Origin of the sequence: Bradyrhizobium sp. LjRoot220 (genome assembly GCF_964252915.1) — a bacterium.
Classification (GTDB): domain Bacteria; phylum Pseudomonadota; class Alphaproteobacteria; order Rhizobiales; family Xanthobacteraceae; genus Bradyrhizobium.
In genome coordinates this window covers 182,308-206,397 of sequence record NZ_CAXUPS020000005.1, presented here as the reverse complement: position 1 = coordinate 206,397, position 24,090 = coordinate 182,308, and the positions used below count along the sequence as shown (strand labels likewise).

At 63.4% G+C, this 24,090-nt stretch carries 24 protein-coding genes; 11 read left to right on the top strand and 13 right to left on the bottom strand.

Annotated features, from left to right (window positions below; translation table 11 throughout):
* The first annotated feature begins 1,230 nt into the window (after positions 1-1,230).
* Positions 1,231-2,355 carry a DUF2336 domain-containing protein gene (locus ACSQ84_RS22235; protein WP_436213848.1) on the top strand — a complete coding sequence of 375 codons (1,125 nt, stop codon included), beginning with the start codon at positions 1,231-1,233 and terminating at the stop codon, positions 2,353-2,355.
* A gap of 106 nt (positions 2,356-2,461) precedes the next feature.
* On the opposite strand, the gene ACSQ84_RS22230 is transcribed toward ACSQ84_RS22235, so the two are convergent.
* The 7 genes from ACSQ84_RS22230 to cobS all read right to left on the bottom strand — a co-directional run bounded on the left by ACSQ84_RS22230 (position 2,462) and on the right by cobS (position 10,458).
* Positions 2,462-3,562 carry an LLM class flavin-dependent oxidoreductase gene (locus ACSQ84_RS22230; RefSeq protein ID WP_436213847.1) on the bottom strand — a complete coding sequence of 367 codons (1,101 nt, stop codon included), beginning with the start codon at positions 3,560-3,562 and terminating at the stop codon, positions 2,462-2,464.
* A 219-nt stretch (positions 3,563-3,781) separates the two neighbouring features.
* Positions 3,782-4,894, bottom strand: a complete 1,113-nt coding sequence (locus ACSQ84_RS22225; protein ID WP_436213846.1) for an NADH:flavin oxidoreductase/NADH oxidase — start codon at positions 4,892-4,894, stop codon at positions 3,782-3,784.
* Between the two features lie 93 nt (positions 4,895-4,987).
* A complete protein-coding gene (locus ACSQ84_RS22220) occupies positions 4,988-5,950 on the bottom strand; it encodes a Bug family tripartite tricarboxylate transporter substrate binding protein (RefSeq protein ID WP_436213845.1) in 963 nt (320 codons plus the stop codon).
* Positions 5,951-6,072: 122 nt separating this feature from the next.
* On the bottom strand, positions 6,073-7,143 hold the full coding sequence (locus ACSQ84_RS22215; protein WP_436213844.1) for an esterase-like activity of phytase family protein: 1,071 nt from the start codon (positions 7,141-7,143) through the stop codon (positions 6,073-6,075).
* Between the two features lie 4 nt (positions 7,144-7,147).
* Positions 7,148-9,049, bottom strand: coding sequence for a cobaltochelatase subunit CobT (cobT, locus tag ACSQ84_RS22210; protein WP_436213843.1), 1,902 nt, complete (start codon positions 9,047-9,049; stop codon positions 7,148-7,150).
* Positions 9,046-9,456, bottom strand: coding sequence for a GNAT family N-acetyltransferase (locus ACSQ84_RS22205; protein ID WP_436213842.1), 411 nt, complete (start codon positions 9,454-9,456; stop codon positions 9,046-9,048). Before ACSQ84_RS22205 ends, cobT begins: the two co-directional genes overlap by 4 nt.
* Positions 9,457-9,459: 3 nt before the next feature.
* A complete protein-coding gene (gene cobS, locus ACSQ84_RS22200; protein WP_436213841.1) occupies positions 9,460-10,458 on the bottom strand; it encodes a cobaltochelatase subunit CobS in 999 nt (332 codons plus the stop codon).
* A gap of 310 nt (positions 10,459-10,768) precedes the next feature.
* Between cobS and ACSQ84_RS22195 the strand changes: the two genes are divergently transcribed.
* Positions 10,769-11,431 (top strand): DedA family protein, encoded by a 663-nt coding sequence (locus tag ACSQ84_RS22195; RefSeq protein ID WP_436213840.1) that lies wholly within the window; start codon positions 10,769-10,771, stop codon positions 11,429-11,431.
* Here the strand turns inward: ACSQ84_RS22195 and ACSQ84_RS22190 are convergent.
* Positions 11,424-12,638 (bottom strand): citrate synthase family protein, encoded by a 1,215-nt coding sequence (locus tag ACSQ84_RS22190; RefSeq protein WP_436213839.1) that lies wholly within the window; start codon positions 12,636-12,638, stop codon positions 11,424-11,426. The two genes, ACSQ84_RS22195 and ACSQ84_RS22190, sit on opposite strands and share 8 nt — an antisense overlap.
* A gap of 74 nt (positions 12,639-12,712) precedes the next feature.
* Here ACSQ84_RS22190 and ACSQ84_RS22185 point away from each other — a divergent pair, with 74 nt between their 5' ends.
* Entirely contained in the window at positions 12,713-13,804 is a 1,092-nt protein-coding gene (locus ACSQ84_RS22185; protein ID WP_436213838.1) for a citrate synthase/methylcitrate synthase, read from the top strand.
* A gap of 156 nt (positions 13,805-13,960) precedes the next feature.
* Here ACSQ84_RS22185 and ACSQ84_RS22180 read toward each other — a convergent pair whose 3' ends face one another.
* Entirely contained in the window at positions 13,961-14,617 is a 657-nt protein-coding gene (locus tag ACSQ84_RS22180; protein WP_436213837.1) for a J domain-containing protein, read from the bottom strand.
* A gap of 108 nt (positions 14,618-14,725) precedes the next feature.
* Between ACSQ84_RS22180 and ACSQ84_RS22175 the strand changes: the two genes are divergently transcribed.
* The 3 genes from ACSQ84_RS22175 (at position 14,726) to ACSQ84_RS22165 (ending at position 16,146) form a co-directional block, all read left to right on the top strand.
* Positions 14,726-15,004, top strand: a complete 279-nt coding sequence (locus ACSQ84_RS22175) for a BolA family protein (RefSeq protein WP_436213836.1) — start codon at positions 14,726-14,728, stop codon at positions 15,002-15,004.
* A gap of 33 nt (positions 15,005-15,037) precedes the next feature.
* On the top strand, positions 15,038-15,553 hold the full coding sequence (locus ACSQ84_RS22170; protein WP_436213835.1) for an AAA family ATPase: 516 nt from the start codon (positions 15,038-15,040) through the stop codon (positions 15,551-15,553).
* Positions 15,554-15,702: 149 nt separating this feature from the next.
* Positions 15,703-16,146 (top strand): hypothetical protein, encoded by a 444-nt coding sequence (locus tag ACSQ84_RS22165; protein ID WP_436213834.1) that lies wholly within the window; start codon positions 15,703-15,705, stop codon positions 16,144-16,146.
* A 31-nt stretch (positions 16,147-16,177) separates the two neighbouring features.
* Here ACSQ84_RS22165 and ACSQ84_RS22160 read toward each other — a convergent pair whose 3' ends face one another.
* From ACSQ84_RS22160 to ACSQ84_RS22150, 3 genes are all read right to left on the bottom strand, one after another.
* Entirely contained in the window at positions 16,178-17,530 is a 1,353-nt protein-coding gene (locus tag ACSQ84_RS22160; RefSeq protein WP_436213833.1) for a hemolysin family protein, read from the bottom strand.
* 66 nt (positions 17,531-17,596) lie between these two features.
* Entirely contained in the window at positions 17,597-18,739 is a 1,143-nt protein-coding gene (gene aroB, locus ACSQ84_RS22155) for a 3-dehydroquinate synthase (RefSeq protein WP_436213832.1), read from the bottom strand.
* The gene (locus ACSQ84_RS22150) at positions 18,736-19,389 is read right to left on the bottom strand and encodes a shikimate kinase (RefSeq protein ID WP_436213831.1); all 654 of its coding nucleotides are present in this window, start codon (positions 19,387-19,389) and stop codon (positions 18,736-18,738) included. Before ACSQ84_RS22150 ends, aroB begins: the two co-directional genes overlap by 4 nt.
* A 178-nt stretch (positions 19,390-19,567) precedes the next feature.
* Here ACSQ84_RS22150 and ACSQ84_RS22145 point away from each other — a divergent pair, with 178 nt between their 5' ends.
* Positions 19,568-19,714: a histidine kinase gene (locus ACSQ84_RS22145; protein WP_436213830.1), complete on the top strand. Its 147-nt coding sequence runs from the start codon at positions 19,568-19,570 to the stop codon at positions 19,712-19,714.
* Here ACSQ84_RS22145 and ACSQ84_RS22140 read toward each other — a convergent pair.
* Complete coding sequence (locus ACSQ84_RS22140; protein WP_436213829.1) at positions 19,704-20,282, bottom strand: TetR/AcrR family transcriptional regulator; 579 nt, start codon at positions 20,280-20,282, stop codon at positions 19,704-19,706. The two genes, ACSQ84_RS22145 and ACSQ84_RS22140, sit on opposite strands and share 11 nt — an antisense overlap.
* Before the next feature lie 113 nt (positions 20,283-20,395).
* Here ACSQ84_RS22140 and ACSQ84_RS22135 point away from each other — a divergent pair, with 113 nt between their 5' ends.
* The 4 genes from ACSQ84_RS22135 to ACSQ84_RS22120 all read left to right on the top strand — a co-directional run bounded on the left by ACSQ84_RS22135 (position 20,396) and on the right by ACSQ84_RS22120 (position 24,026).
* Positions 20,396-21,436 (top strand): SDR family oxidoreductase, encoded by a 1,041-nt coding sequence (locus tag ACSQ84_RS22135; protein WP_436213828.1) that lies wholly within the window; start codon positions 20,396-20,398, stop codon positions 21,434-21,436.
* Between the two features lie 31 nt (positions 21,437-21,467).
* Positions 21,468-21,878, top strand: a complete 411-nt coding sequence (locus ACSQ84_RS22130) for a nuclear transport factor 2 family protein (protein WP_436213827.1) — start codon at positions 21,468-21,470, stop codon at positions 21,876-21,878.
* A gap of 41 nt (positions 21,879-21,919) precedes the next feature.
* A complete protein-coding gene (gene xerD / locus ACSQ84_RS22125; protein WP_436213826.1) occupies positions 21,920-22,876 on the top strand; it encodes a site-specific tyrosine recombinase XerD in 957 nt (318 codons plus the stop codon).
* A 187-nt stretch (positions 22,877-23,063) separates the two neighbouring features.
* Positions 23,064-24,026, top strand: coding sequence for an acetyl-CoA carboxylase carboxyltransferase subunit alpha (locus ACSQ84_RS22120; protein ID WP_436213825.1), 963 nt, complete (start codon positions 23,064-23,066; stop codon positions 24,024-24,026).
* Positions 24,027-24,090 lie beyond the last annotated feature (64 nt).

Genomic DNA, 24,090 nt, shown 5'->3' with positions numbered 1-24,090 from the left:
GGGTGATCTCTCAACACGGGCACTGTTCGTGTGGAAACACCGTCACCCCACCCCGTCTCGCATTTCGCTGCGCTCATGCGAGCCGACCCTCCCCCTCCAGGGGAGGGTAAATAACTGCGGCGAAGTGGCACGACGGGCAAATCACTTCCGATTTACGGAAATCATGTCAAGCTAAAAATTGCAGTCAGCAGAAAATATTTCGCTTTCCCAGAATGGAAAATCAGTTTATATCTCCGCCATCCCGTCCCGCCAGAGGGGCGCATCATGATCGTCACGATCGTTGGGACGGGTCGCGGTGGACGCTGGTAGCGCCGATAACGAACGGCGCGAGAGCGTACGGCAAAGGCGTGTGGTCCTGACGTCGCGTTGCTGGCGTCAATGCACCTGGAGGCAATAGCTTTCAGGGCGCAACGGAGGCAAAAGAGCCGTTCTCCGGGGAGAGCACGTTATAAGCCGTAAAGCCATTGCGCAGGGAATGTCGGATGTTCTCCGCTGCCCTGTATGCTCGTGTGCGCACCTTTTTGTGCACATTGCACACGAGATCGCGGGTGCAGCGCGCATCCGGCATTCCCTGCGCCCTCTGGATTGGGGGTGGAGATTTGCAAGACCCGGGCGAAATGCGTCGCGGGAGGGTGAAGGTATGCGCGCAGTGCGTCTGCCAAACCCGTCATCCCCGCGCAACGGCTTCGCCGTTGTCGCTGGAGGTGCGAGCCTCTTCGGCGAGCCTCGAAGGATGAATCGGCCACAGCCGGGCCGTCGTCCTTCGAGGCGCGTAAGAGCGCGCACCTCCCGAGCGAACGCAATTGCGTTCGTCCGGGGATGACGGATTGGAGAGCGCGCGATGCCAACACCAACACAAATTGTCCCGAACGCAGCGAGCCAGTTCTCCGTAGTTTCACTGAGTGGCACCTCGGCCACGGCACCGGGCTTGTCCAGCTTGTCAGCGTTTTCCCAAATGCCGTTTCTTATTGTCTTGCAGGCACATCCGACAACACGCGGGCACTGCACAACGGGAACGAAGAAGCGTAGCCCGGATGAGCGGAGCGATATCCGGGGAACAACCAAGACCCGTCCCGGATATCGCGGAGCCTGTCATCGGGCGCGCATTCGCGCGACCCGTTGGCTCATCCGGGCTACACGCCGGCATGCTCAAATTTTACCGTCTCTTCAGCTATTGCTCCTACCCTTTTCCCTTGTGCCAGAATTGGCTTCGAACGCTCAGGACGAGCGATGCTAGAACAATCCATCGCCGATGAGGTCGAGGAGGCCATCCGGGCCGGCTCGGCGCAAAAACACCTCGAGACCTTCCGCCGCGTCACGGACCTGTTCCTGACCTCGGCCGACGGCTTCAACGGCGAACAGATCGAGCTGTTCGGCGACGTGCTCGAACGCCTGATCAAGACCATCGAGCTGCGCGCGATCGCCGACGTCAGCGCGCGCATCGCGCTCGCCGAAATGAGCAGCCAGCTCGCGTCGGTGAAGCAGGCGCCGCCTGCCGTGATCCGCCGCCTCGCCCACAACGACGAGATCTCGGTCGCGGCTCCCGTGCTGACCGAATCCGCGCGGCTGTCGGCCGAGGACCTGGTCGAGCTGGCGCAAACCAAGGGCGAGCAACATCTCTTGGCGATATCCGGGCGCTGGTGGCTGGCCGAGATCGTCACCGACGCGCTATTGGCGCGGCATTATCCGAGCGTCAGCCGCAAGATCGTCGCCAATCCCGGCGCGAAAGTTTCCGCTGAGGGTTTTGCGGTGGTGCTGGCGCAGGCCTTGCACGATCCGGAGCTCGCGGTCGAGACCGGCATCCGCATCGACCTGCCGGTGGAGCTGCGGCGGCAATTATTGCGCGACGCCACCGAAGCGGTGCGCTCGCGGCTGTTGTCGCGCGCGCCGCCGCATCTGTTCGAGGAAATCCGCGGCGCGATTGCGGCTGCCGCCGAGGACGCCAACCGCGAAATGTCGCGCGCGCGCGATTTTGCTTCCGCCAGGCGCTACGTGACGCTGCTCGCCAAGAACGGCCAGCTCAATGAATCTGCATTGCTGAGTTTTGCCAAACAGCGAAAATACGAGGAGACCGTGGCGGCGCTGGCCGAACTGTCGCGCTCCGGCATCGACGTCATCCGCCCCCTGATGCAGAGCCTGCGCGACGACGGCCTACTGATCCCCTGCCGCGTCGCGGGCCTGAGCTGGGACACCGTCAGCGCCGTGCTCGACAGCCGCTTTGCCTCGGGGAGTATGGGCCCGCACGAACTGGCCACGGCCAAATCGCAATACGCCAAGCTGACGCTGGATAACGCGCAGCGCATGCTGCGGTTTTGGCAGGTGAAGGCGACGGATGCACCGCCGGGGATGAATTGACGAATGCGCTAAAGCGCATTCGTCATCCCGGGGCGCATCGAAGATGCGAACCCGGGATCTCGAGATTCCGGGTCTGGTCCTTCGGACCATCCCGGAATGACAATCACTACGCCGCGCGAATCAGATTCGCGTCGAGATGCTTCAGCCGCGGCATCACTTCCTGCTTCAGGAGCCGCAACGAATGGTGCCACGCTTCCGGCTTGTGCTTGTAGTCGAAGCCAAACACCAAAAGCGTGCCGAAGCCGCCGACCTCGTGATAGATCTTCTCGATCTTCTCGGTGACGGTGGCCGGCGAGCCGACGATCCAGTTGCGCTTCGCGCAATAGTCGACGGTGACATCGCTATCAGGCACCTCGGGCGCGTGCTTGAGGTAGTCCTTGAAACCGAAATGCCCGAGCAGGGGGAGAAAATACTCACTCATCATCCGGCCCATCATGTCGCCGGTCGACAGCCGCCAGGCTTCCTCGTCGGTATCGGCGACGAACACCTCGCGCACCAGCCGCCAGTCCTGGCGGTTCGGCTTGCGGCCCGTCTTGGCGGCACCGATTTCCACGGATTCCCAATGGCTGCCGACATAGGCCGGGTTGAGGTTGAGGCTCATCGGAATATAGCCGCGCTCGCCCGCGAGCTTGAGGGTGTCCGATCCCTTGGACAGCCCCGCGACGCCGATCGGCGGATGCGGCGCCTGCAACGGCTTGAGGTGCGGCTTGAGAAAATCGAACATGGTGTCGGGCTTGTCGACCTTCCAGAACTTGCCGCGGTACGACCACGGCGCATCCTCGGTCCACATTTTGAGGATGATCTCCAGCGCCTCGCGCGTCATGTCGCGGTTCTGGCCACTCATCCCGTCGACGTTGAACATCGCCCAGTCGCTCGGCAGGCCCGACGCCGCGACGCCAAAGTTCAGGCGGCCGCCGGAGAGGTGATCGAGCATGGCGACACGGTTGGCCAGTTCCGCGGGGTGGTGATAGGGCAGCAAAAAGCCGCCGGGGCCGAGGCGGATATTCTTGGTCTGCAGGAACGCCTGCGCGAGGATCAGGTCGGGCGCCGGATGCGGCTCCCAGGGCGCGGTGTGATGCTCGCCGATCCAGGCTTCCTGATAGCCGAGTTCATCGAGCCACCGCAGCGTCTGCAGGTCCCAGTCGTGACCCTCCTTCAACCCGCACTCCGGCGGATGGGACGGCATCGTGAAATATCCGATCTCCATGGGGCGTCCTCTCGCTGTTTATTTTTCAAAACGCGTCTGTCGCGCGCAAGCGAGAGCATAGCACGCCGGGCGTGTGGCCGAGATATGACGAATCCAGCGGGCAGAGGTTCGTGGGTAATCATCGTCATTCCGGGATGGTGCGCTAGCACCAGACCCGGAATCTCGAGATTCCGGGTTCGATGCTTTGCATCGCCCCGGAATGACAGTCCGAAGAGTCGCCTAGCGCGTGCCGAACGTCGTGGCGCCGAACAGCGCCTTATGCGTCGAGGGTTGCGAACGCCAATATTGCGGCGGCGCAAACACTTCGCCGCCGAGTTCGGCGGCGGCATGCCAGCCCCAGCGCGGGTCGTAGAGCATGGCGCGGGCGAGCGCGACCATGTCGGCCTTGCCCGACGCCACGATCTCCTCGGCCTGCCTGGCTTCGGTGATCAGGCCGACCGCAATCGTCGTGAGCCCGGTCGCCTTCCTGATCGCCTCGGCGAACGGCACCTGATAGCCGGGGCCGAGCGGAATCTTTTGCAGCGGCGAAACGCCGCCCGAGGAAGCGTCGATCCAGTCGACGCCGCGCTTCTGCAACGCCCTGGCGTACTCGATGGTCTGCGCCAGATCCCAGCCGCCCTCGACCCAATCGGTCGACGACAACCGCAGGCCGACCGGCTTGTCGGAAGGGAACGCCGCGCGCACCGCGTCGAACACTTCGAGCGGAAAGCGCATGCGATTTTCCAGCGACCCGCCATATTGATCGGTACGCCGGTTGGAGATCGGCGACAGGAATTGATGCAGCAAATAACCGTGGGCGCTGTGCACCTCGATGGCGTCGATGCCGAGCCGCTCGGCGCGCTTCGTAGCCATTACGAACGCATCGCGCACCCGCGCGAGGCCCGCCGCGTCGAACGCCAGCGGCGGCGTCTCGCTCTCCTTGTGCGGAACGGCGGATGGCCCCTCCGGCCGCCAGCCGCCTTCGGAAACCGGGATCAACTGGCCGCCATCCCACGGCGTGTGGCTCGAGGCCTTGCGGCCGGCATGGGCGAGCTGGATCATCACGGCAGCCCTGGAGCGCTTGCGCACCGAGGCCAGGATCGGCTTCAGCGCCGCTTCGTTGGCGTCGTTGTAGAGGCCGAGACAGCCCGGCGTGATCCGGCCGATCGCTTCGACGGCTGTCGCCTCGATGCAGAAGATCGCGGCCCCCGACAGCGCCAGCGAATTGATGTGCGTGAAGTGCCAGTCATTGGCATCGCCGTCGACCGAGGAATACTGGCACATCGGCGCCACCATGATCCGGTTGGCCAGCTTCAGGCCGCGCAGCTGGATCGGGGAAAACAGGTTGCTCATAGGAAATATCCGGGACCAGGAGGGAAGGATGCCGGTGCCCAACGTAGCGAGCCGCCTGCCCCGTCTCAACCCGCCGCCTGCGCAACCCTCCCCTTACTGTTTGATCCCCGCAGCCTTGATCAGCTCCATATTGGCCGCGATCTCGCGCTTGAGCAGCGCGTCCATCTCGCCGGGCGTCATCGGCATCGGCTCGATGGCGAGCTTTTTCAAACCCTCCTGCGTCACCGGATCGGCCAGCACCTTGCTGCCTGCCGCATGCAGTTTGTCGACGATCTCGCGCGGCGTCTTCGATGGCACCAGGACGCCGAACCAGATCGCGCTGTCGGCATCCTTCAATCCGATATCGACCGGGCTCGGCACGTCAGGCAACTCGGCGGCGCGCTTGGCTGTCGACACCACGAGCGCACGCACCTGGCCCTGGCGGATCAGCGGCAGCGCGGTGGCAAGCGGGCAGAAATAGAAATCGATACGGCCGCCGAGGATATCGGCGATCACTTCGCCTCCGCCGCGATAGGGAATGTGCGTGGCTTCAAAGCCGGCGGCGAGCCGGAATTTCTCGGAGCTGATATGCACTGCGCTGCCGATCCCGACCGAGCCGTACGAGATCGATCCGGGCTTCGCCTTGGCGTCCGCTATGAAATCCTGGATGGTTTTCCACGAACGCGCGTTCGGCACGATCATCACATTGGCAGTGGAGCCGATCATCAGCACCGAGGCGAGGTCGCGCGCGGCATCGAAGGCGAGATTCGGAAAGATCGCCGGCGCGATCGTCAGCGCGTTGGAATTGGAGAGAATGCTGTAGCCGTCGGGATCGGCCTTGGCCACCAGCCCCGAACCGAGCGTTCCACCCGCACCTGCACGGTTCTCGATCACGATCGGCTGGCCAAGCTCAAGCGCCAGACGATCGAACAGCAACCGCGGCACGACGTCGGCCGCACTGCCCGCGCCAAAGGGGATGGTCGCCTTGATCATCCGGGTGGGCCAGGTCTCCGCTTGGGCCGCAGCCCCCGCGAAAATCATCGAAAGCACGCAAATGGCGCGAATGGACTTGTTCATCAAACACTCCGGTTTCGTTGCCGGGAGCATTGCAAGAACCGTTCCGCAAAACAGGCAAAAAGGGATCGGAGGTCAAAGGAGAATGCATTGCAGATAACGTCTCGCGATGACGCGGCAGGCGCTCAATCCACCAGCGTGAACTGCAGCAGCAGATTGCGCTGGATCATCGAAAAATTGTCGTCGGAGACCAGCGTCAGCACCGTATCGCCCGCATCCGTCACATGGGCGTCGATGCCTTCCAGATTGTCGATCTCGCTGCCGAGATCGGCGTTGAAGATCGTGGGACCGTCGATCACGGCGCCCGGCGCGATTGAATTCGGCGCGATGCGCCGGATCCGGACCCCGATGCCGCCGAGCATGGAGAACTTGCGTTCCAGCAACAGCAACTGCCCCGAAGGCAACAGCACCGCGTCGCTGACGTCGAAATTCTCGGTGCGGCGGATGCTGAACTGGCCGGGCGTCCTGCCGCCGATCAGAAAGCCGATGATGTTGCCGTCGCCGTCGAGCCCGCGTTCGGAGAAGGCGATCAGCGTTCCCGCCAGCGGTTGGCCCTTCGGCACCGTCACCAGCGCTTCGATACCTTTGTTGAACGGCAGCTTGCGCGCCGCCAGCGGCAGCGGCACCAGCTCGCCGGGCGCGCGCGTAAAGCCCTTGGCGAAATCGAACCGCAATATCTGATTGACGCGTTCGAGGGCGACATAGACATTCGCGCCGTCCAGCGCGACCGCCTCGGTATCGTACCAGCCGCGCGCGGTGATCGGCTTGCCATCGGGACCGAGGATCGGCGACGCCTCGACATCGTCGAGGCCGGTCATCTCGCGGCCCTTGTAGACGATGCGGCCGGTGAACCAGCCGCCCTTGTCGCTGATGGCGATGAAGCGCTCGCCCTTGGCGTCGAGCCGCAGCCCGGACAGGCCGCCGAAGCCGCGAAACCGCGAGGTCAGGATCAGCCCGCTGCGATATTCCAGCGAGCCGTATCGCACATGGGAGCGGTCACGGGTGTCGAACGACGGCAGCGGCCTTGCATGGACCTCGATCGAGACCGGCGCGGTGACCGAGTATTCATCCCGCATGGCCGGCTTCGGCGGCCGCTGAACCGCGGTCTGCGCCTGCGCGATGGCGGGCAGCGCCACGGCCGAGAAGCCCGCCGCTGCAGTTTTCAGAAAGCGGCGGCGGCTGAAGGTAGCGCGCATACTCTCAGGAATGCAGGCGACGCGGACGGCGCGTTGTCGTGGGCGCGGCGCCGTGGGTCTCACTGAAAAGCTCGGCGAGCTTTTCAGTGATGGCGCCGCCGAGTTCCTCGGCGTCGACGATGGTAACCGCACGGCGATAATAGCGCGTGACGTCGTGACCGATGCCGATCGCAATCAGTTCGACCGGCGAGCGGGTCTCGATTTCCTCGATGATATGGCGCAAATGCCGCTCGAGATAATTGCCGGGATTGACCGACAGCGTGGAATCGTCGACCGGAGCGCCGTCGGAAATCATCATCAGGATCTTGCGCTGCTCGGCACGTCCGAGCAGGCGCTTGTGCGCCCAATCCAGCGCCTCGCCGTCGATGTTTTCCTTCAAAAGCCCCTCGCGCATCATCAGCCCGAGATTTTTTCGCGCGCGACGCCAGGGCGCATCGGCGGATTTATAGATGATGTGGCGCAGATCGTTCAGCCGGCCCGGATTGGCCGGCTTGCCGGCGGCCAGCCACGCCTCACGGGATTGCCCGCCCTTCCAGGCGCGCGTGGTGAAGCCGAGGATCTCGACCTTGACGCCGCAACGCTCCAGCGTCCGCGCCAGAATGTCCGCGCAGGTCGCCGCCACCGTAATGGGCCGGCCGCGCATCGAACCGGAATTGTCCAACAGCAACGTCACCACGGTGTCGCGAAAGGTCGCTTCCTTCTCGTGCATGAACGAGAGCGGATGATAGGGATCGGTAACCACGCGCGACAGCCGCGCCGGATCGAGGATGCCTTCCTCGAGATCGAATTCCCAGGCGCGGTTCTGCTGCGCCATCAGACGGCGCTGCAGCCGGTTGGCGAGCCGGGCGACGATGCCCTGCAGATGCGCGAGTTGCTTGTCGAGATAGCTGCGCAGCCGTTCCAGTTCGTCATGGTCGCATAGATCTTCCGCCGCGATCACCTCGTCGAACTTCGGCGCAAAGGCGTGATATTCCGGCCCGCGCGGTTCGTTGGCGCCGCGCGAATTCGGCCGCGTCGCCTCGCCCGGGGTCTCATCGTCGCCAAGTTCGCCATCGTCGAACGTATCTGACGTGGATGCCTGCGCGCTTTCCATCGCGCTCTCCGACATTTCGTCGGTGGAGGCCTGGGCCTGATCGGCGCTCATTTCCTGCGCGGCGTCAGAGTCGGGCGAGCCTTCGGCGCCGGACTGATCGTTCTCGCCGTCCTGGTTCTCTTCGTTGTTCTCGTCGTCATCGGCATCGGCGTTGCGGTCGTCGCCAAGATCAAGCGCCGACAGCAGATCGTGCACGAGATCGCCGAACTTGGCCTGGTCCTCGGTAACCCGGCTCAATTGATCGAGCCGCGGGCCGATCTTGTCTTCCAGCACCGGGCGCCAGAGGTCGACCATCTTCTTCGCCGCCGTGGGCGGCGCCATGCCGGTCAGCCTTTCGCGCACCAGCATAGCGAGCGCGTCCGACAGCGGGGCGTCGGCGCGGTCGGTAATCTCGTCGAACTTGCCGCGATGGAAATGATCGTCGAGCATCGCGGTGAGGTTTTTCGCGACACCGGCCATCCGCCGCGAGCCGATGGCTTCGACGCGGGCCTGCTCCACCGCCTCGAACACGCCGCGCGCCTGCGGATTGCCCGGCATCAGCTTGCGATGCACCTTCGGATCGTGACAGGCGAGCTTCAGCGCGATCGAGTCGGCATGGCCGCGCACGATCGCGGCATCGCGCTTGGTCATCTTGCGCGCGGGTTCGGGCAACCGCGCTTTGCCCGGCGCCAGCCCCGGACGTTCGGCCGCGAACGTCACTTCGAGTTCGGGCGCTTTTGCGATTGCGCGCAGGCACGACGTCACGGCGCGCTTGAACGGCTCGGTCGGCGCTTCCTTGGATCCCGTGCGGAATTTGGAGTTGGATGTGCTCATAGCGCTTTCGTAAACCAATGGCGCGACACGCCTTCAGGATAGCCTTCGATCGAACCGAATTCCTCATAACCGCAGGCGCGGTAGAAACCCGGCGCCTGAAAACTCATCGTATCGAGATAGGACCGCGTGGCCCCAAACCGTCTCGCTTCGTCTTCAATCGCCTTGATCAGCTTTGTTCCGAAGTCCTTGCCGCGAAGTTTCTGTTCCATCCAGAAGAACTGAATGAACAGCACCGTGGTCCAGACCTCGCCGACAATCCCGCCGACGATCTTGTCGCGTTCGCGCAGTGAGATGGCGAGGCGCTTGTATTTTTGCTTCCCCATCTTCTCGGTGTTGTAGCCGATCAGTCCGCCGAGCACCGCCTTCTTGGTCTTTCCAATGGTGCGCTCGACGGAAATGGACGGCATCGGCTAGCTGAGCGCCACGTTGACCGAACTCTCGGCCAGTTCCGCGTTGAAACAGCGCTGATAGAATTCAGCCACCAGCGGCCGTTCCAGCTCGTCGCACTTGTTGAGGAAGGTGACGCGGAACGCGAAGCCGATGTCGGCGAAAATATCGGCGTTCTCGGCCCAGGTGATTACGGTACGCGGGCTCATCACCGTCGACAGATCGCCGTTGGCGAACGCATTGCGGGTGAGATCGGCGAGCCGCACCATCTTGTTGACGATGTCTTTGCCTTCCTGCGTGCGGTAGTGCTTCGCCTTCGCGAGCACGATTTCGACTTCCTCGTCATGCGCCAGATAGTTCAGCGTGGTGACGATCGACCAGCGGTCCATCTGGCCCTGGTTGATCTGCTGGGTGCCGTGATAGAGGCCCGAGGTATCGCCGAGACCGACCGTGTTGGCGGTCGAGAACAGGCGGAACGACGGATGCGGCTTGATCACCTTGTTCTGGTCGAGCAGCGTCAGCCGTCCGGACACTTCCAGCACGCGCTGGATCACGAACATCACGTCGGGACGGCCGGCGTCATATTCGTCGAACACCAGCGCGATGTTGTGTTGCAGCGCCCAGGGCAGAATGCCGTCACGGAATTCCGTGACCTGCTTGCCCTCCCGCACGACGATGGAGTCCTTGCCGACCAGATCGATACGGCTGATGTGGCTGTCGAGGTTGACACGCACGCAGGGCCAGTTCAGCCGCGCCGCGACCTGTTCGATATGGGTCGATTTACCGGTGCCATGATAGCCGGTGACCATGACGCGGCGATTCTTGGCGAAACCGGCCAGGATCGCAAGCGTGGTGGCGCGATCGAAGCGGTAATCCGAATCGATATCCGGCACATGGGGATCGACTTCGGAATAGGCCGGAACTTCAAGATCGGTATCGATTCCAAATACCTGCCGGACCGACACCTTCATATCGGGTAATCCGACGGGCTCCGTAACTTTGGTCATGGCGGCGGTCGTCATCAATCCTCCGAGGTCCCGGGCGTTCCCGAAACCAGATTTGTTGAATGGCTGCGGATGGGTGCTCCGATAAACCTAGCAGAGAGCAACGGCTGGCAGAAGCCCGCGGCGCAATGAAAGTTCCGCTGCCTTATCATTGAGATAGGGGCTGTATCAGGTTTTTGGAGGGCTGCCCTGCGAATCACGCCGTACTTTTGCCCGGTGGCCGGGCTGGTCGCCGGAGAGTCCGGTGGCCGGGAGGCCCTTCTCGCCCCCATGGCGAGTTGCTAGGTCTGAGCCATCAGGCGAACCACGCGACCGAAACGGGACTTTTGTGGCCTCATTTCTTGATCCTTTCATCGCATTTGTCTCGGCCCATCCGTGGCTTGCTTACCTGACGCTGTTCCTCGCGGCCCTGCTGGAGGCCGTGCCGGTGGTCGGTTCGCTGGTGCCGGGATCGACCATCATCCTCGCCTTGAGCGCGCTGGTCCCCGGCGGCGAATTGAAGCTGTGGGCAGTGCTGGCGGCGGCGATTGCCGGGGCCGCAATCGGGGACGGCAGCGCCTTCTGGATCGGCCATCGCTCGCAGCGCCAAATCCTCGGCGTCTGGCCGCTGAAGAACTATCCTGCCGTGGTGACACAAAGCGAAGCATTCTTCCAAAGCCGCGGCTCGCTCGCGGTGTTCTTTGCGCGTTTTGTGCCGCCGATACGCGCCTTCGTGCCGGTCACGGCGGGCGCGCTGGGCATGCCGCCGCTGCGGTTCTACGGCATCAATATTCCCGCGATCCTGGTCTGGGCGATGGCGCATGTGATGCCAGGCGTGCTGGCGGTTTCGGCGCTGCACGAATATTTCGGGCTGCCGCATCATCGCAGCACCGGCAAACATCTCTGGATGCTGGCGGTGCTGGGCGGCGCGCTGATCGTCGCGCTGGCGATTTGGATCATCCGGCGCCGCCGTGGCGGCGGCGTGATCGAGCCCGCCAAGCCGGTCAGGTAAACCGGGCGCGGCCCGGCGCCGGGCCGACATAGCGCGCACGCGGGCGGATCAGCCTGCCATGGCGCAATTGTTCGCTCGCATGCGCGATCCATCCGACCGTGCGGGCCATCGAAAACAACACCAGTTCATGGCCGGGCGGCAGGCCCAGCGTATGCACGAGCACCGCCAGCGCATAGTCGATATTGACGAATTCGCCGGTCGCTTCCGCAATCCGTTCCGGGATTTCATGGGTCAGTTTGCGGTCTGCGCCTGAGCGCGCGAGAGCCTCCAGCAAGGCTTGCGCGCGCGGATCGCCGAGTTTGTAGACGCCGTGGCCGAAGCCCGCGAAACGCTCGCCCAGCGCCACCCGCTCGCGGATCACGGGCGCGACGTCGCCCTTGGCCAGCGTCTTGAGCAACTGCGCCGCCAGCACGCCGGCGCCGCCATGCTTGGGACCTTTCAGGGCGACGAGGCCGGCGATCATCGCGTCGTAGAGGTTGAGGCCGGTCGATGCCGCGCAGCGCACCGTGAAGGTCGAGGCGTTCAATTCATGATCCGCCAGCAGCACCAGTGCGCGGCGGATCAGATCGGCGGCGTGCGTGTGATCGGGCGCCCAGACCTTGGCGACCTGCAGATGCAGCGGTTGCGACGATGTCTTCGCGTTCAGCATGGTCGCGACCACGAGACGCATGATGCGGCCGCCGACCATCGCGCGCCCCTCGGGCGCGCGGGTAAAGGCGCGGGGATCGGCAACGGCAGCAAGCGCCAGGACCGCAATCGTGCGATCGATCGCATTGGCGCCGCGGGCGGCGTCGGCGACCGCGCGCATTTCATCCGAGATCGAGGGGCAATTGTCCGGAGCGAACGGATCGACCCCGGTGACATCCCACAACAGCGTCGCGGCGTGTTCGAGCGTATCGCGCTCGGCGAGGTCGACGCAGTTGACGCCGCGATAGATCGGGCCGTCCTCGGTGATGGTCGCGATCGCCGAATCCATCACCGGCAAATCCGCATCGAAACTGCGCATTCCGCGCGGCTCCGGCGCCGGCGTGCGCCGCTCCTTCAGCGTGCGGACGTCCTCGGCCCGGTAGCGATGGCTGCGCGAATCGGCCGACGGTTCCGAGCGGATCAGGCCGCGGCTCACGTAAGCGTAGAGCGTCGCCTGCGAGATCGCGAGTTCGGCGGAGGCCTCCCGGGCCGAGAGATAAAGGCCGACGGATTTTTTCATATTGATTTACATAATCAAGATTGATCACTCTGTCGAGAGGACCGACCTTTGCAATGCACAAAGGGAGATCCATCATGAACATTCAGCTTTCCAAGACCCCGATCGGCCTCGACGGCGTTCCCGCCGCCGAAACCGTGCTCAGCCATGTCGATGGCGAGCGCGGCGAACTGATCATTGCCGGCGAACGGGTCGGCGACCTCGCCCGCAAGACCGGATTCGAGGGCGTGACCGCGCGGCTGTGGAGCGGCGGCATCGGCCAGCCGATCGGCGAGGCCGCGGTGCGCGCTGCGCTTGGCGCCGGACGCGAACGCGCTTTCGCCCGGCTGCCGGAACTGCTCGGAATCACGCGAGGCCTCTCGATCGTCGACGGCTTTCGGGCCGCAATCGCCGGACTGCGCGCGGAATCGGGACTGGCGCATGAGGCCACGATCGTCGGCGCATTTCCAGTCATCGCAGGCGCACTCGTGCAGCGCGCCAAAGGCAACGATCCCGTGTCGCCCGACCCGACCGCCAGCCATGCCGCCGACACGCTGTCGATGATGCTGGGCCGCAGGCCTGATGCGCGCCAAGCGGCGGCGCTCGATGCCTATTTCGTGACCGTCTCCGATCACGGCATGAACGCCTCGACGTTCGCGACGCGCGTCATCGCCTCGACCCATGCCGATCTGTTTGCGTCGGTCACCGGTGGCTATTGCGCGCTGACGGGGCCGCTGCATGGCGGGGCGCCGGAGCCGGTGCTGGAAATGCTCGATGCCATCGGCTCGAGCGAACGCATCAAGCCGTGGGTCGACAGCGCGCTGGCGCGCGGCGAGCGGCTGATGGGCTTTGGTCATCGCGTCTATCGGGTGCGCGATCCCCGCGCCGACGTGCTCAAGGGCGCGATCGAACGGCTCGCCGGCGGCGGCATGGATTTGCCGTTTGCGGGCGAAGTCGAGGCCTATATCCGCGACGCCTTGAAGAGGAAAAATCCGGACCGGCCGCTCGACACCAATGTGGAGTTCTTCACCGCGATTCTGCTCGACGCGCTGAAAATCCCGCGGCAGGCGTTTACGCCCATATTTGCGGTGGCGCGCGCCGCCGGCTGGACCGCGCATGCCCGCGAACAGCAGCGGACGGGGCGATTGATCCGGCCGAGCTCGGCCTATGTCGGGCCGATGCCGGGGTGATGGAGCAACGATGAAAAATCATCTCCGCCGTCGTCCCTGCGAACGCAGGGACCCATACGCCGCGGCCTGTATTGTTGGAGAAGGAAGATAACGAACAGCGGGCAAACAACGACCGCCGGTGGTTATGGGTCCCTGCGTTCGCAGGGACGACGGCTACTACACGCCGCGCACGACGGTCTTGAGATAATTATACGCCTTGATGATCTCGATCAGGCGGTCCTCGGTGGAGCGGTCGCCGCCATTGGCGTCGGGATGGTGCTGCTTCACCAGCGCCTTGTATTTCGCCTTCACCGTTTCCAGCGTCGCGTCGGGTCCGAGCCCCATCACCTGCAGCGCCTTGCGCTCGGCGTTCATCACTTTTCGGGTTTCAGGCTTGGCCTCGCCGGCAGCACCGCCTGGACCGGGCCGCCAGCGGCCACGGCCGTTGAGCTCGGAGAACATGCTGAACGGATCGGAAGCCGCGTCGATGTCAGGCTCGGCGCCGGCCTTGCCCTTCTTGCCGCCGTTGGCGCCCATCTTCCAGGTCGGGCGATGGCCGGTCAGCGCATCCTTCTGGTAGCGCGCGACGGCGTCGGCGTTCATGCCCTGGAAGAAGTTGTAGCCCTGGTTGTATTCGCGGACGTGGTTGAGACAAAAGTGCCAGTACTCTTTCGAGTTCTCGCGGCCCTTGGGCGCGCGGTGCGGGCCCTTGTTCTTGCACTCCGGCCATTCGCACAGGGCGGCTTCTTCGCGCGCCGCCGCCTGCTGCTTCGCGCTCAGCTTGTTGGGCTTGATGCGAATGGAGTCGAAGAATTTGGATGAATCGATTGGCATGGCTGACTTTGACTACGCAATGCCCAAGGCTTCAAGTCTTGACATTGCGAATACCTCTCTTCCGATGGGCCATTGACGAAAAACGGTCCCGGACGTAATGCCGCGGCCATGAGCACCAAGGACGTTATCATAAACAAGTTGCGTGAAGCTTTCGTACCCGAAAGCCTCGACGTGACGGACGAATCGCATCTGCATGAGGGCCATGCCGGCCACAGGCCCGGCGGCGAGACGCATTTCCGGGTATATATTGTGTCGCCGGCCTTCGAAGGGAAGAGCCGGATCGAACGCCATCGCATGGTCAATGCGGCGCTGGACGCGGAACTAAAGGGGTCCGTGCACGCGCTGGCGATCAAGGCACAGGCACCCGGGGAAACTCCGGACCGCTGATTTTATCACCCCTGCCGCATATGTGAGCGTCGGATGACTACGCTGAAGCTCATTGTTTTGGCCGGACTTCCCGGTTCCGGGAAGAGCACGCTGGCGGAAGGGCTTTCCCGGCATTTTTCGCTGCCGCTATTCTCGATCGATCCGATCGAGGCGGCGATGTGGCGCGGCGGCCTCGCCCGGGATCAAACGGGGATTGCGGCCTACGAGATCGCGCTAGCGCTGGCAGCCGAACAATTGCGGCTCAATCATTCCGTCCTGATCGACGCGGTCAATCCGGTCGAGGCCCCACGCGCGGCGTGGCGCAAACTTGCGGCAAAATTTCGCGCGGATTTGAAGATCATCGAATGCATCTGCGTGGATCAGGCGATCCATCGCCGCCGCGTCGAGGCCCGCGTCCGCAATATCGACGGGATGGCCGAGATCGACTGGGCCAGGGTCGAACAACGGCGCGCCGAATATGAGGCGTGGATCGATGCAAGGCTGACGCTGGACACCTCGGCGCAATCGTCGGAACGGCTGCTCACGGAAGCGATCCACTATCTGGCCTGAGCGTGCGGCCATGCCGATACGACGATCGGGCAAGGACAGTGGCAGCGCTTTCAACTTTGTGAGACAATCGGTGGCGCGATGGTTCGGTTTCATGAAAACGCAGGGTCGCGCTGACCCTGACGCACATCGCCATGTGATGGGGTCGTCCGATGCGTCCTTGGGCACATCAGGGGTTCGCGGCGGCCGTTCTAGCGTTGATGACCGGCTGTCCCTTCAATGCCCTCGCGCTCGACATGCCCGGCCCCGCCGCTCAGGAGGTGCTGGTGAAAAGCATCCTGGTGACGCTGAACGACGCGGTCGCAGCCGACAATTTCACCATCTTCCACGCCAAGATCTCAAAACCGTTTCGCGAGCAGTTCCCGCCGGAAAAGCTGCGGGCCGTGTTCAAGGACCTGGTCGAGAAGCACGCCGTGTTCGACGCCGTGGTCGCGCAAAAGATGATCCCCGACGAGGACGCCAGGATCGACGAGAAGGGCGTACTGAGCTTGAAGGGCCGCTTCCAGACGGCGCCCAAGCAGGTCAAATACCAGCTTGGCTTCATCGAATCGGAGGGCGCGTGGAAGCTCAGCGGCGTCGCGATCGATATCGAATAGGAAATGCCTGAGGCGGTGCGTGGCGCTCTAGCTAGAACGACGTACCCGCCCGCCTTGGCTTCTTTTCTTCGGCCTCGGAGTCGCGCGGCACCGGCACAATCCGCAAGGCGGTGATGCGGTTGCGCTCGCGGCGCAGCACGCGGAATCGGAAGCCGTGGAAGGTAAAGCTCTGGCCGCGCTCGGGGATCGAACGCGCCTCGTGAATCACGAGACCCGCGATCGTGGTCGCCTCCTCGTCGGGCAGATGCCAGTTCATGGCACGGTTGAGATCGCGGATCGGCACCGAACCATCGACCACCACGGAGCCGTCGGGCTGGGCGCGGACGCCCGCCACCACCACGTCGTGTTCATCGGAAATGTCGCCGACGATTTCCTCCAGAACGTCTTCCAGTGTCACCATGCCTTCGACTTCGCCATACTCGTCGACGACCAGTGCGAAGTGAGTCTTGCGGCGACGGAACGCCTTGAGCTGTTCGGACAAAGGCCGCATCTCCGGCACGAACCATGGCGGCAGCATGATGGCCGCAACATTGATACGCGAGGTATCGCCTTCGGAGGCGCGGATCGCGCGCAGCAGATCCTTGGCGTGCAGCACGCCGATGATGTTTTCCGACTTGTCGCGCCACAGCGGGATGCGGGTGTATTCCGTCGCCAGCACCTCGCGCACCAGCTCGTCCGGCGGCAGATCGGCATTGATCATCACCATGGCGGTGCGGTGGACCATGACGTCTGACACAGCAAGGTCGCCAAAGCGAAAAACATTATGAATGTATTCGGCCTCGCCGCTTTCGATGCCGCCATGCACGGCCGATTCCTCCACCAGCCCTTCGATCTCGGAGTCGGTGAGGATCTCATGCTGTGAGGATTCCTGCACGCCGAGCAGGCGCAAAATTCCGCGTGAGGCGTTGTTGAGGAGCCAGTTCAGCGGCCAGAAAACCAGATAGGACAAATAGAGCGGATACGCGATCCATTGCGAAACCGGCATCGGTTGCCTGATCGCCAACGTCTTCGGCACCTGCTCGCCGATCACGATATGCAACGAGGAGAACACCAGGAACCCGGCGAGGAACGACACAAAGTGCAACGTGGCTTGCGACATGCCGAGCGGGATCAGCAACGGTTCGAGCAGCGCCGAAACGGTCGGTTCGCCGACCCAGCCGAGGCCGAGCGAGGCCATGGTGATGCCGAGCTGGCAGCACGCGAGATAGGCCTCGATGTTGCCCATCATATCTTGCAGGAGCCGCGCGCCGAAGCGGTTCTGTTCGACCATCACCTTGATACGAAACCCGCGGCTCTTCACCAGCGCAAACTCGGCGGCCACGTAGAACGCGTTGGCGGCAAGCAGCAGAAACGCGAGCAACAGATTGAATGCGGTCGAACTCATATTGCCTCGCGATGGTCCAGGCCCTGGGCGATGCCGTCCGCGCGATACGCCCGGACAAGGTCGCTCTCATCCCGACAGCTTCTGTTGCAGGAAATCGCGAACCAATGCCGGTTCGACGTCGTTTGCGATCACCGCGCGCCCCACCGCCTCCAGCAGGATGAAGGTGAGCTTGCCGCGCTTGACCTTCTTGTCCTGCGCCATCAATGCCATCAGCGTATCGGCGTCCGCCAGCCCTTCCTGGGTGAAGCCGGCGATGTCCTGCAACCGGGTCGGCAGGCCGACCGAAGCCAGATGACGTTCGACACGCGCAGCGTCGGCTTGCGAGATCATGCCGCGCTCTGCGGAAAACTCCGCCGCCAGCACCGTGCCGATGGCAACGCCCTCGCCATGGAACAGGCGATCGGAGAAACCGGTTGCGGCCTCCAGCGCATGGCCAAAAGTGTGGCCGAGATTGAGCAGCGCGCGTTCGCCGGTTTCGCGCTCGTCGCGCGACACGATCGCAGCCTTGGCACGGCAGGAGGTGGCAATCGCATGCTCGCGCGCAGCACCGCCGGAGAAGATGCCGGCGTGGTTGGTCTCGAGCCAGGCGAAGAAGGCCTCATCGCCGAGCACGCCATATTTGGCGACTTCGGCGTAGCCGGAGCGGAACTGGCGCGGCGACAGCGTGTCCAAGACCGAGGTGTCGGCGATGACCAGCACCGGCTGATGAAACGCGCCGAGCAGATTCTTGCCTTGCGGCGAATTGATGCCGGTCTTGCCGCCGACCGAGGAATCCACCTGCGCCAGCAGCGAGGTCGGCACCTGTACGAAATCGACCCCGCGGCGCAGGATCGCCGCCGCGAACCCTGCGAGATCGCCGACCACGCCGCCGCCGAGTGCGATCACCAGGTCGTTGCGCTCGATTTTGGCTGCGATCAGCGCCTCGGAGACCTTCTCAAGTCCGGCATAGGTTTTCGAGCCCTCGCCTTCCGCGACGACGACATGCGACGTCGGGATGCCGGCCGCGGCCAGCGATGCCAGCGTTGGTTCCAACCAGTGTTTGGCAACGGTGCGGTCAGTGACGATAGCGGTTTGCACGCCCGGGCGGAGGGCTGCGATACGCGCCCCCAGCGACTGCAGGACGTCGCGGCCGATGACAATGTCATAGGCGCGGTCGCCGAGCGCGACGTCGACGGTGATGGGATCGGAGTGTTTCAGGGGGACCGTCATGACCGAGCGCTTATCCCGTCGTTTGTAGCAGTGCTTGTTGCATTGGTCTCCTGGGCCGCTGGCGCAGCGCCACACAGCCTGCCGCGCAAGGCGTCCATGCATTCATCGACAATCCGGTCATGCGGCACGTCGCGCGACAGGATCGTCAGATCAGCGCCCTGATAGACCGGCTCGCGGACTTCGAGCAGGCGGGCGACGGTTGCAACCGGATCCTCGGTCTGCAGCAGCGGCCGGTCGGCGCGACGCTTGACGCGCTTCATGATCACGTCGAGGTCCGCCTTGAGCCAGATCGACACCGCCTTGTCGGCGATCCGCTGGCGGGTTTGCTCGCGCATGAAGGCGCCGCCGCCGGTGGCAAGCACACAGGGGCCGCTATCGAGCAGCCGCGCGATCACCCGGGCCTCGCCATCCCTGAAATCCGGCTCGCCGCGGGTTTCGAAAATATCCGGGATCGACATGCCGGCCGCCGCCTCGATCTCGATATCGGCGTCGAAAAACGGTAGCCGCAGCCGGGCCGCCAGCCGGCGGCCAATGGTGGATTTGCCGGCGCCCATCATGCCGACAAGCACGACCGACCGTCGCCCCAGTGCCGCCGCGATCTCGGCCTCCTGGGGGGTGCTTGCGTGTGCCGGTATGGCGGTCTCGGGCATTCAAAACTCTGTCGCCTGCGGATTTTTCCGCGTTTCTGCGCCACCTATACTACCCCCGCCGATACCGTTGCCAGAGACTCTTGCAACGGGAATGGGAACATGTAGGTAGTCAGGCTGGTCCAACCCCGATGATTTCGATGGTTAATTCGCCGCCCAAGGCCACCTTCAAGGCGCCCTGATGCCCAGCCTGTTCCGGTTTTTGACGGTTGTCGGCATCATTGCCGGGATCGGCTATGGCGTGGTCTTCGCGCTGGCGAATTTCGTCAATCCGAAGCCGCGGGAAATGATCGTCACCATCCCGCCGGATAAGTTCCTCAAGAGATAGCGGCACGCAGCAGGCGCATAAAGAGCTGCATCCCCGCCTCGAGTTTCGCGCCGTCGCCGGGCGCGTGCTTGATGCCGTCCATGGCTGCGACGATCACGTTGGCGATATCGACCGGCTCTGAATTCAATCGATCCAAAGCAATGACGCGCGCGGCCTGCGCATCGGCCAATGCCTGCGCCAGTCGTTCCACCAATGTTGCGCGTGCAGCCAGCGTGATGTCCTTGGCCAGGGCCATGTTGACCTCGAACAGCTCCACTGCATCTGGGCTGGCAGCAAATGGCGCGATCAAACCGCGATGAAAGGCGGCGATCGCGTTTTCGATCCGGCTGAAAATATCGCCCTTGCCTTCCAACGCCGCCTCGACATTCCGCAGCGTGCTGGCATGGGCTCGTGTCGACCCCGCCCGGAACAATTCTTCCTTGCTGCCGAAGCTCAGATAGAGCGACGCTCGGGAAATCTTCGCCGCCCGAGCAATGTCCGCCATCGAAGCCTTGCGAAAGCCGTGGCGGACGAACACCGGCAGCGCCGCATCAAGAATGTGGTTGGATTTGGCATCAAGTTCGATCATTTGGACAGATTGACAGTTCTTGTCCGATGCGTCAAAAGACATATAGACTATAAATGTCTAATCGTCTAATTTACGCATCCGCCCGTGGAGGCATGCGAGACAAGGAACTGAACATGCGTTCGCACTCAGCAAATGGAGATGTCACTGTTCTAGTGACTGGAATCGGCGGTTTTCTCGGCGGGCACATCGCCCGGCAATTACTGGCCCACGGGTACTCTGTTCGTGGCAGCGTTCGCCACATGGGGCATTGCGACAAGATCAGGGACCAGGTCTGCCCGAACGTGGCGGCCGACGGTCACCGAATCAGCTTCATCGAAGCCGATCTTCGCTTCGATGCAGGCTGGGATGCCGCGGTCGCCGGATGCCGCTATGTGATCCACGCTGCCTCCCCCTTCCCGTCGGACCTGCCGAAGGATGAGGATGACCTGATCCGGCCCGCGCGCGAGGGCGCCTTGCGGGTGCTGCGGGCAGCGCAGCGCGCTGGCACGACGCGCGTGGTGATGACTTCCTCGATCGCGGCAACCAACCACGGCAACGGTCAAGCGCCCTATACGGAGGACGATTGGACCGATCCGACAAGCCTGCGGGCAACGCCTTACTACAAGTCGAAGACGCTGGCCGAGCGAGCCGCATGGGCTTTTGCCGACGAAACCGGACTTGATCTGGCCGTCATCAATCCCGGCATCATCTTCGGGCCGCTGCTCGGCCCGGACTATGGAACATCGGTGGGACTGATCCAGCAGATGATGAGCGGCAAGCTCAAGCGCATACCGCGGTTTGGTGTTGCCGTCGTCGACGTGCGCGATGCAGCCGATGCCCATATCCGGGCGATGACACATCCGGAAGCGTCAGGTGAGCGCTTTATCGCTGCCGGGAAGTTCTTCTGGATGCGAGACATGGCCGCCGCGCTAGCCAACGCATTTCCGGACTACGCCTCCAAATTACCCTCCGGCGAAGTGCCGAACTGGATGGTCCGCATGACGGCGCCGTTCAGCGCCCGTTCGCGCATGATCGTCCATGAACTGGACCGTGATCTCAGCGTCAGCGCCGCCAAGGCGACGCGGGTGTTGGGCTGGCAACCACGCTCCGAAAAGGAAGCGATCTGCGCCAGCGCGCAAAGTCTGATCGACCACGGCCTGATCCCGGCCTCCTGAACCTTCGCAAATATCAACAACGGAACCAGACATGACCTCATCAATAGCCGATCCGAATAACCATCTTGAAGCGGAGCATATTCGGAGCATTGAGCGCGCACGACTTCGTGCCCTCGTGAACGCCGACATGATTGCGGCCGAACCACTGCACGCGCCGGACTTCCAACTGGTCACGCCGATCGGCGCGACACTGTCGAAGGCCGAGTATCTCGGCGCCGTGGCCAGCGGGCAGATCAGATATTTGCTGTGGGAGCCGGGTGACATCGCTGTCCGCCTGTACGCAGCCAGCACGCTGATTCGCTATCGCGCCCGGCTCGAGGTCGTGTTCGGAGGCCACAAAGTGCCGCCAGGCGATTACTGGCACACCGACGCCTATGAATATCGCGACCAGCAATGGATGGTGGTGTGGTCGCAAGCGACCGCGATCAGTGCGCCCGCCTGACAAAAAACTGCGGCCACCTGGATCATGGGATATGATCGGACATGGTCACGAAAAATACGCCCGACGCAAAGCTGGTCAGCCTGTTCCTCGACATGCTGGCAGCGGAACAGGGCGCTGGCGATAATACCCTGGACGCCTATCGGCGGGACCTCGAGGATTTTTCGGAGTTCGCCGGCCGGGCGAATTCCGGCTTCATCGCTGCCAACACCCAGTTGTTGCGCAATTACCTTGAAGATCTCGATTCCCGCGGCTTCAAGTCCACAACCGTCGCGCGGCGTCTCTCCGCGCTGCGCCATCTGTTCCGGTTTCTGCTCAACGAACGGATGCGAACCGACGATCCCGCGGCGATCCTGTCCGGTCCGAAACGCGGCCGCGGCCTGCCCAAGGTCCTGTCGATCGCGGACGTCGACCGCATGCTGACGCGGTCCAGGGAATTGACGGAAACGGACGCCTCACCGGCGCAGCGGCTGCGTGCGCTGCGGCTGCATTGCCTGCTCGAAGTGCTCTACGCCACCGGGCTGCGCGTTTCCGAACTGGTGGCGTTGCCGCTGTCGGCGGCGCGCCGCGACGCGCGCATGATCGTGGTGCGCGGCAAAGGCAACAAGGAGCGGCTGGTGCCGCTGAACCAGGCGTCGCGGCAGGCGATGGCCGATTACCTCGCCGCCATGGAGGCGCTAAAGCCCGACAAGAAGAAAAACGCACTCGCCTCGAAATGGCTGTTTCCCTCCTTCGGCGAAAGCGGACATTTGACGCGCCAGCATTTCGCGCGCGACCTGAAAGAACTGGCATCCGCCTCGGGGCTGGCGCCGCGGCTGGTCTCACCGCACGTGTTGCGCCACGCCTTTGCCAGTCACCTTCTGCACAACGGCGCCGACCTGCGCATCGTGCAGACGCTGCTCGGTCACACCGATATTTCGACCACGCAGATCTATACCCATGTGGTCGAAGAGCGGCTCAAGAGCCTGGTGCGCGACCTGCATCCGCTGGCGGAGAAGTAGACTTCAGAGCATCCAGCAAGTATCCGCCTTGACTTCGACGCCTTCTCCCCCGAAACAGCCGTCACCTCATCACCACCTCCAGTGGGCATTCCCCCAGAATGTAAGCTAAATCATTGAAGAAGCTAATCTTCTTTCTCAAAGACGAAACCACTTCGCCCGCAGTTAAGTTCCTCCCTATATTGGTTTGATGCCGGATCAGATGCGCAGCTATCTCGACTTCGAAAAACCCGTCGCCGAACTCGAGGCCAAGGTCGACGAGCTGCGCGCGCTGGCTGCGAGCGGCAGCGACATCGGCGACGAGATTGCCCGAATCGAGGACAAGGCGTCGCAGGCGCTGACCGACCTCTATGCCAGCCTGACGCCGTGGCAGAAGACGCTGGTGGCGCGTCATCCGCAGCGGCCGCATTTCACCGATTTCATCAACACGCTGATCACGGAATTCACGCCGATGGCGGGCGACCGCAAATTCGGCGAGGACGAAGCGCTGATGGGCGGGTTCGGCCGCTTCCGCGGCGAAGCCATCTGCGTCGTCGGTCAGGAAAAGGGCGCCACCACCGAGAGCCGCATCAAGCACAATTTCGGCATGGCCCGCCCCGAAGGCTATCGTAAAGCCGTTCGTCTGATGGAACTGGCCGACCGGTTCGGCATTCCCGTTTTGTCGATCGTCGATTCGGCCGGCGCCTATCCCGGTATCGGCGCCGAGGAACGCGGACAGGCCGAAGCGATCGCGCGCTCCACCGATGCCTGCCTGTCGCTCGGCGTCCCCAATGTTGCGATCATCACTGGCGAAGGCATGTCCGGCGGGGCGATTGCGATCACCACCGCCAACCGCGTGCTGATGTTCGAACACGCGATCTACAGCGTGATCTCGCCGGAAGCGGCGTCCTCGATCCTGTGGCGGGACGGCACCAAGGCCCAGGAAGCTGCGACCAGCATGAAGATCACCGCCCAGGACATGCTGCGATTCGGCGTGATCGACCAGATCCTGAAAGAGCCTCCCGGCGGCGCCCATCGCGACCCTGCCGCCATCATCGCCTCCACTGGCGATGCCATTGCCCAGGCCTTCAACGAATTCCGTAACCTCGATGCGGACGCGGTGCGCAAGCAGCGGCGGCAGAAATTCCTCGATATCGGGCGCAAACTGGGCTGACTCGGCTTCGACCTCTCGCTTTTTTTGGGAAGGGACCGCCTGCCGCGAAAGCGGCCGCTCGATC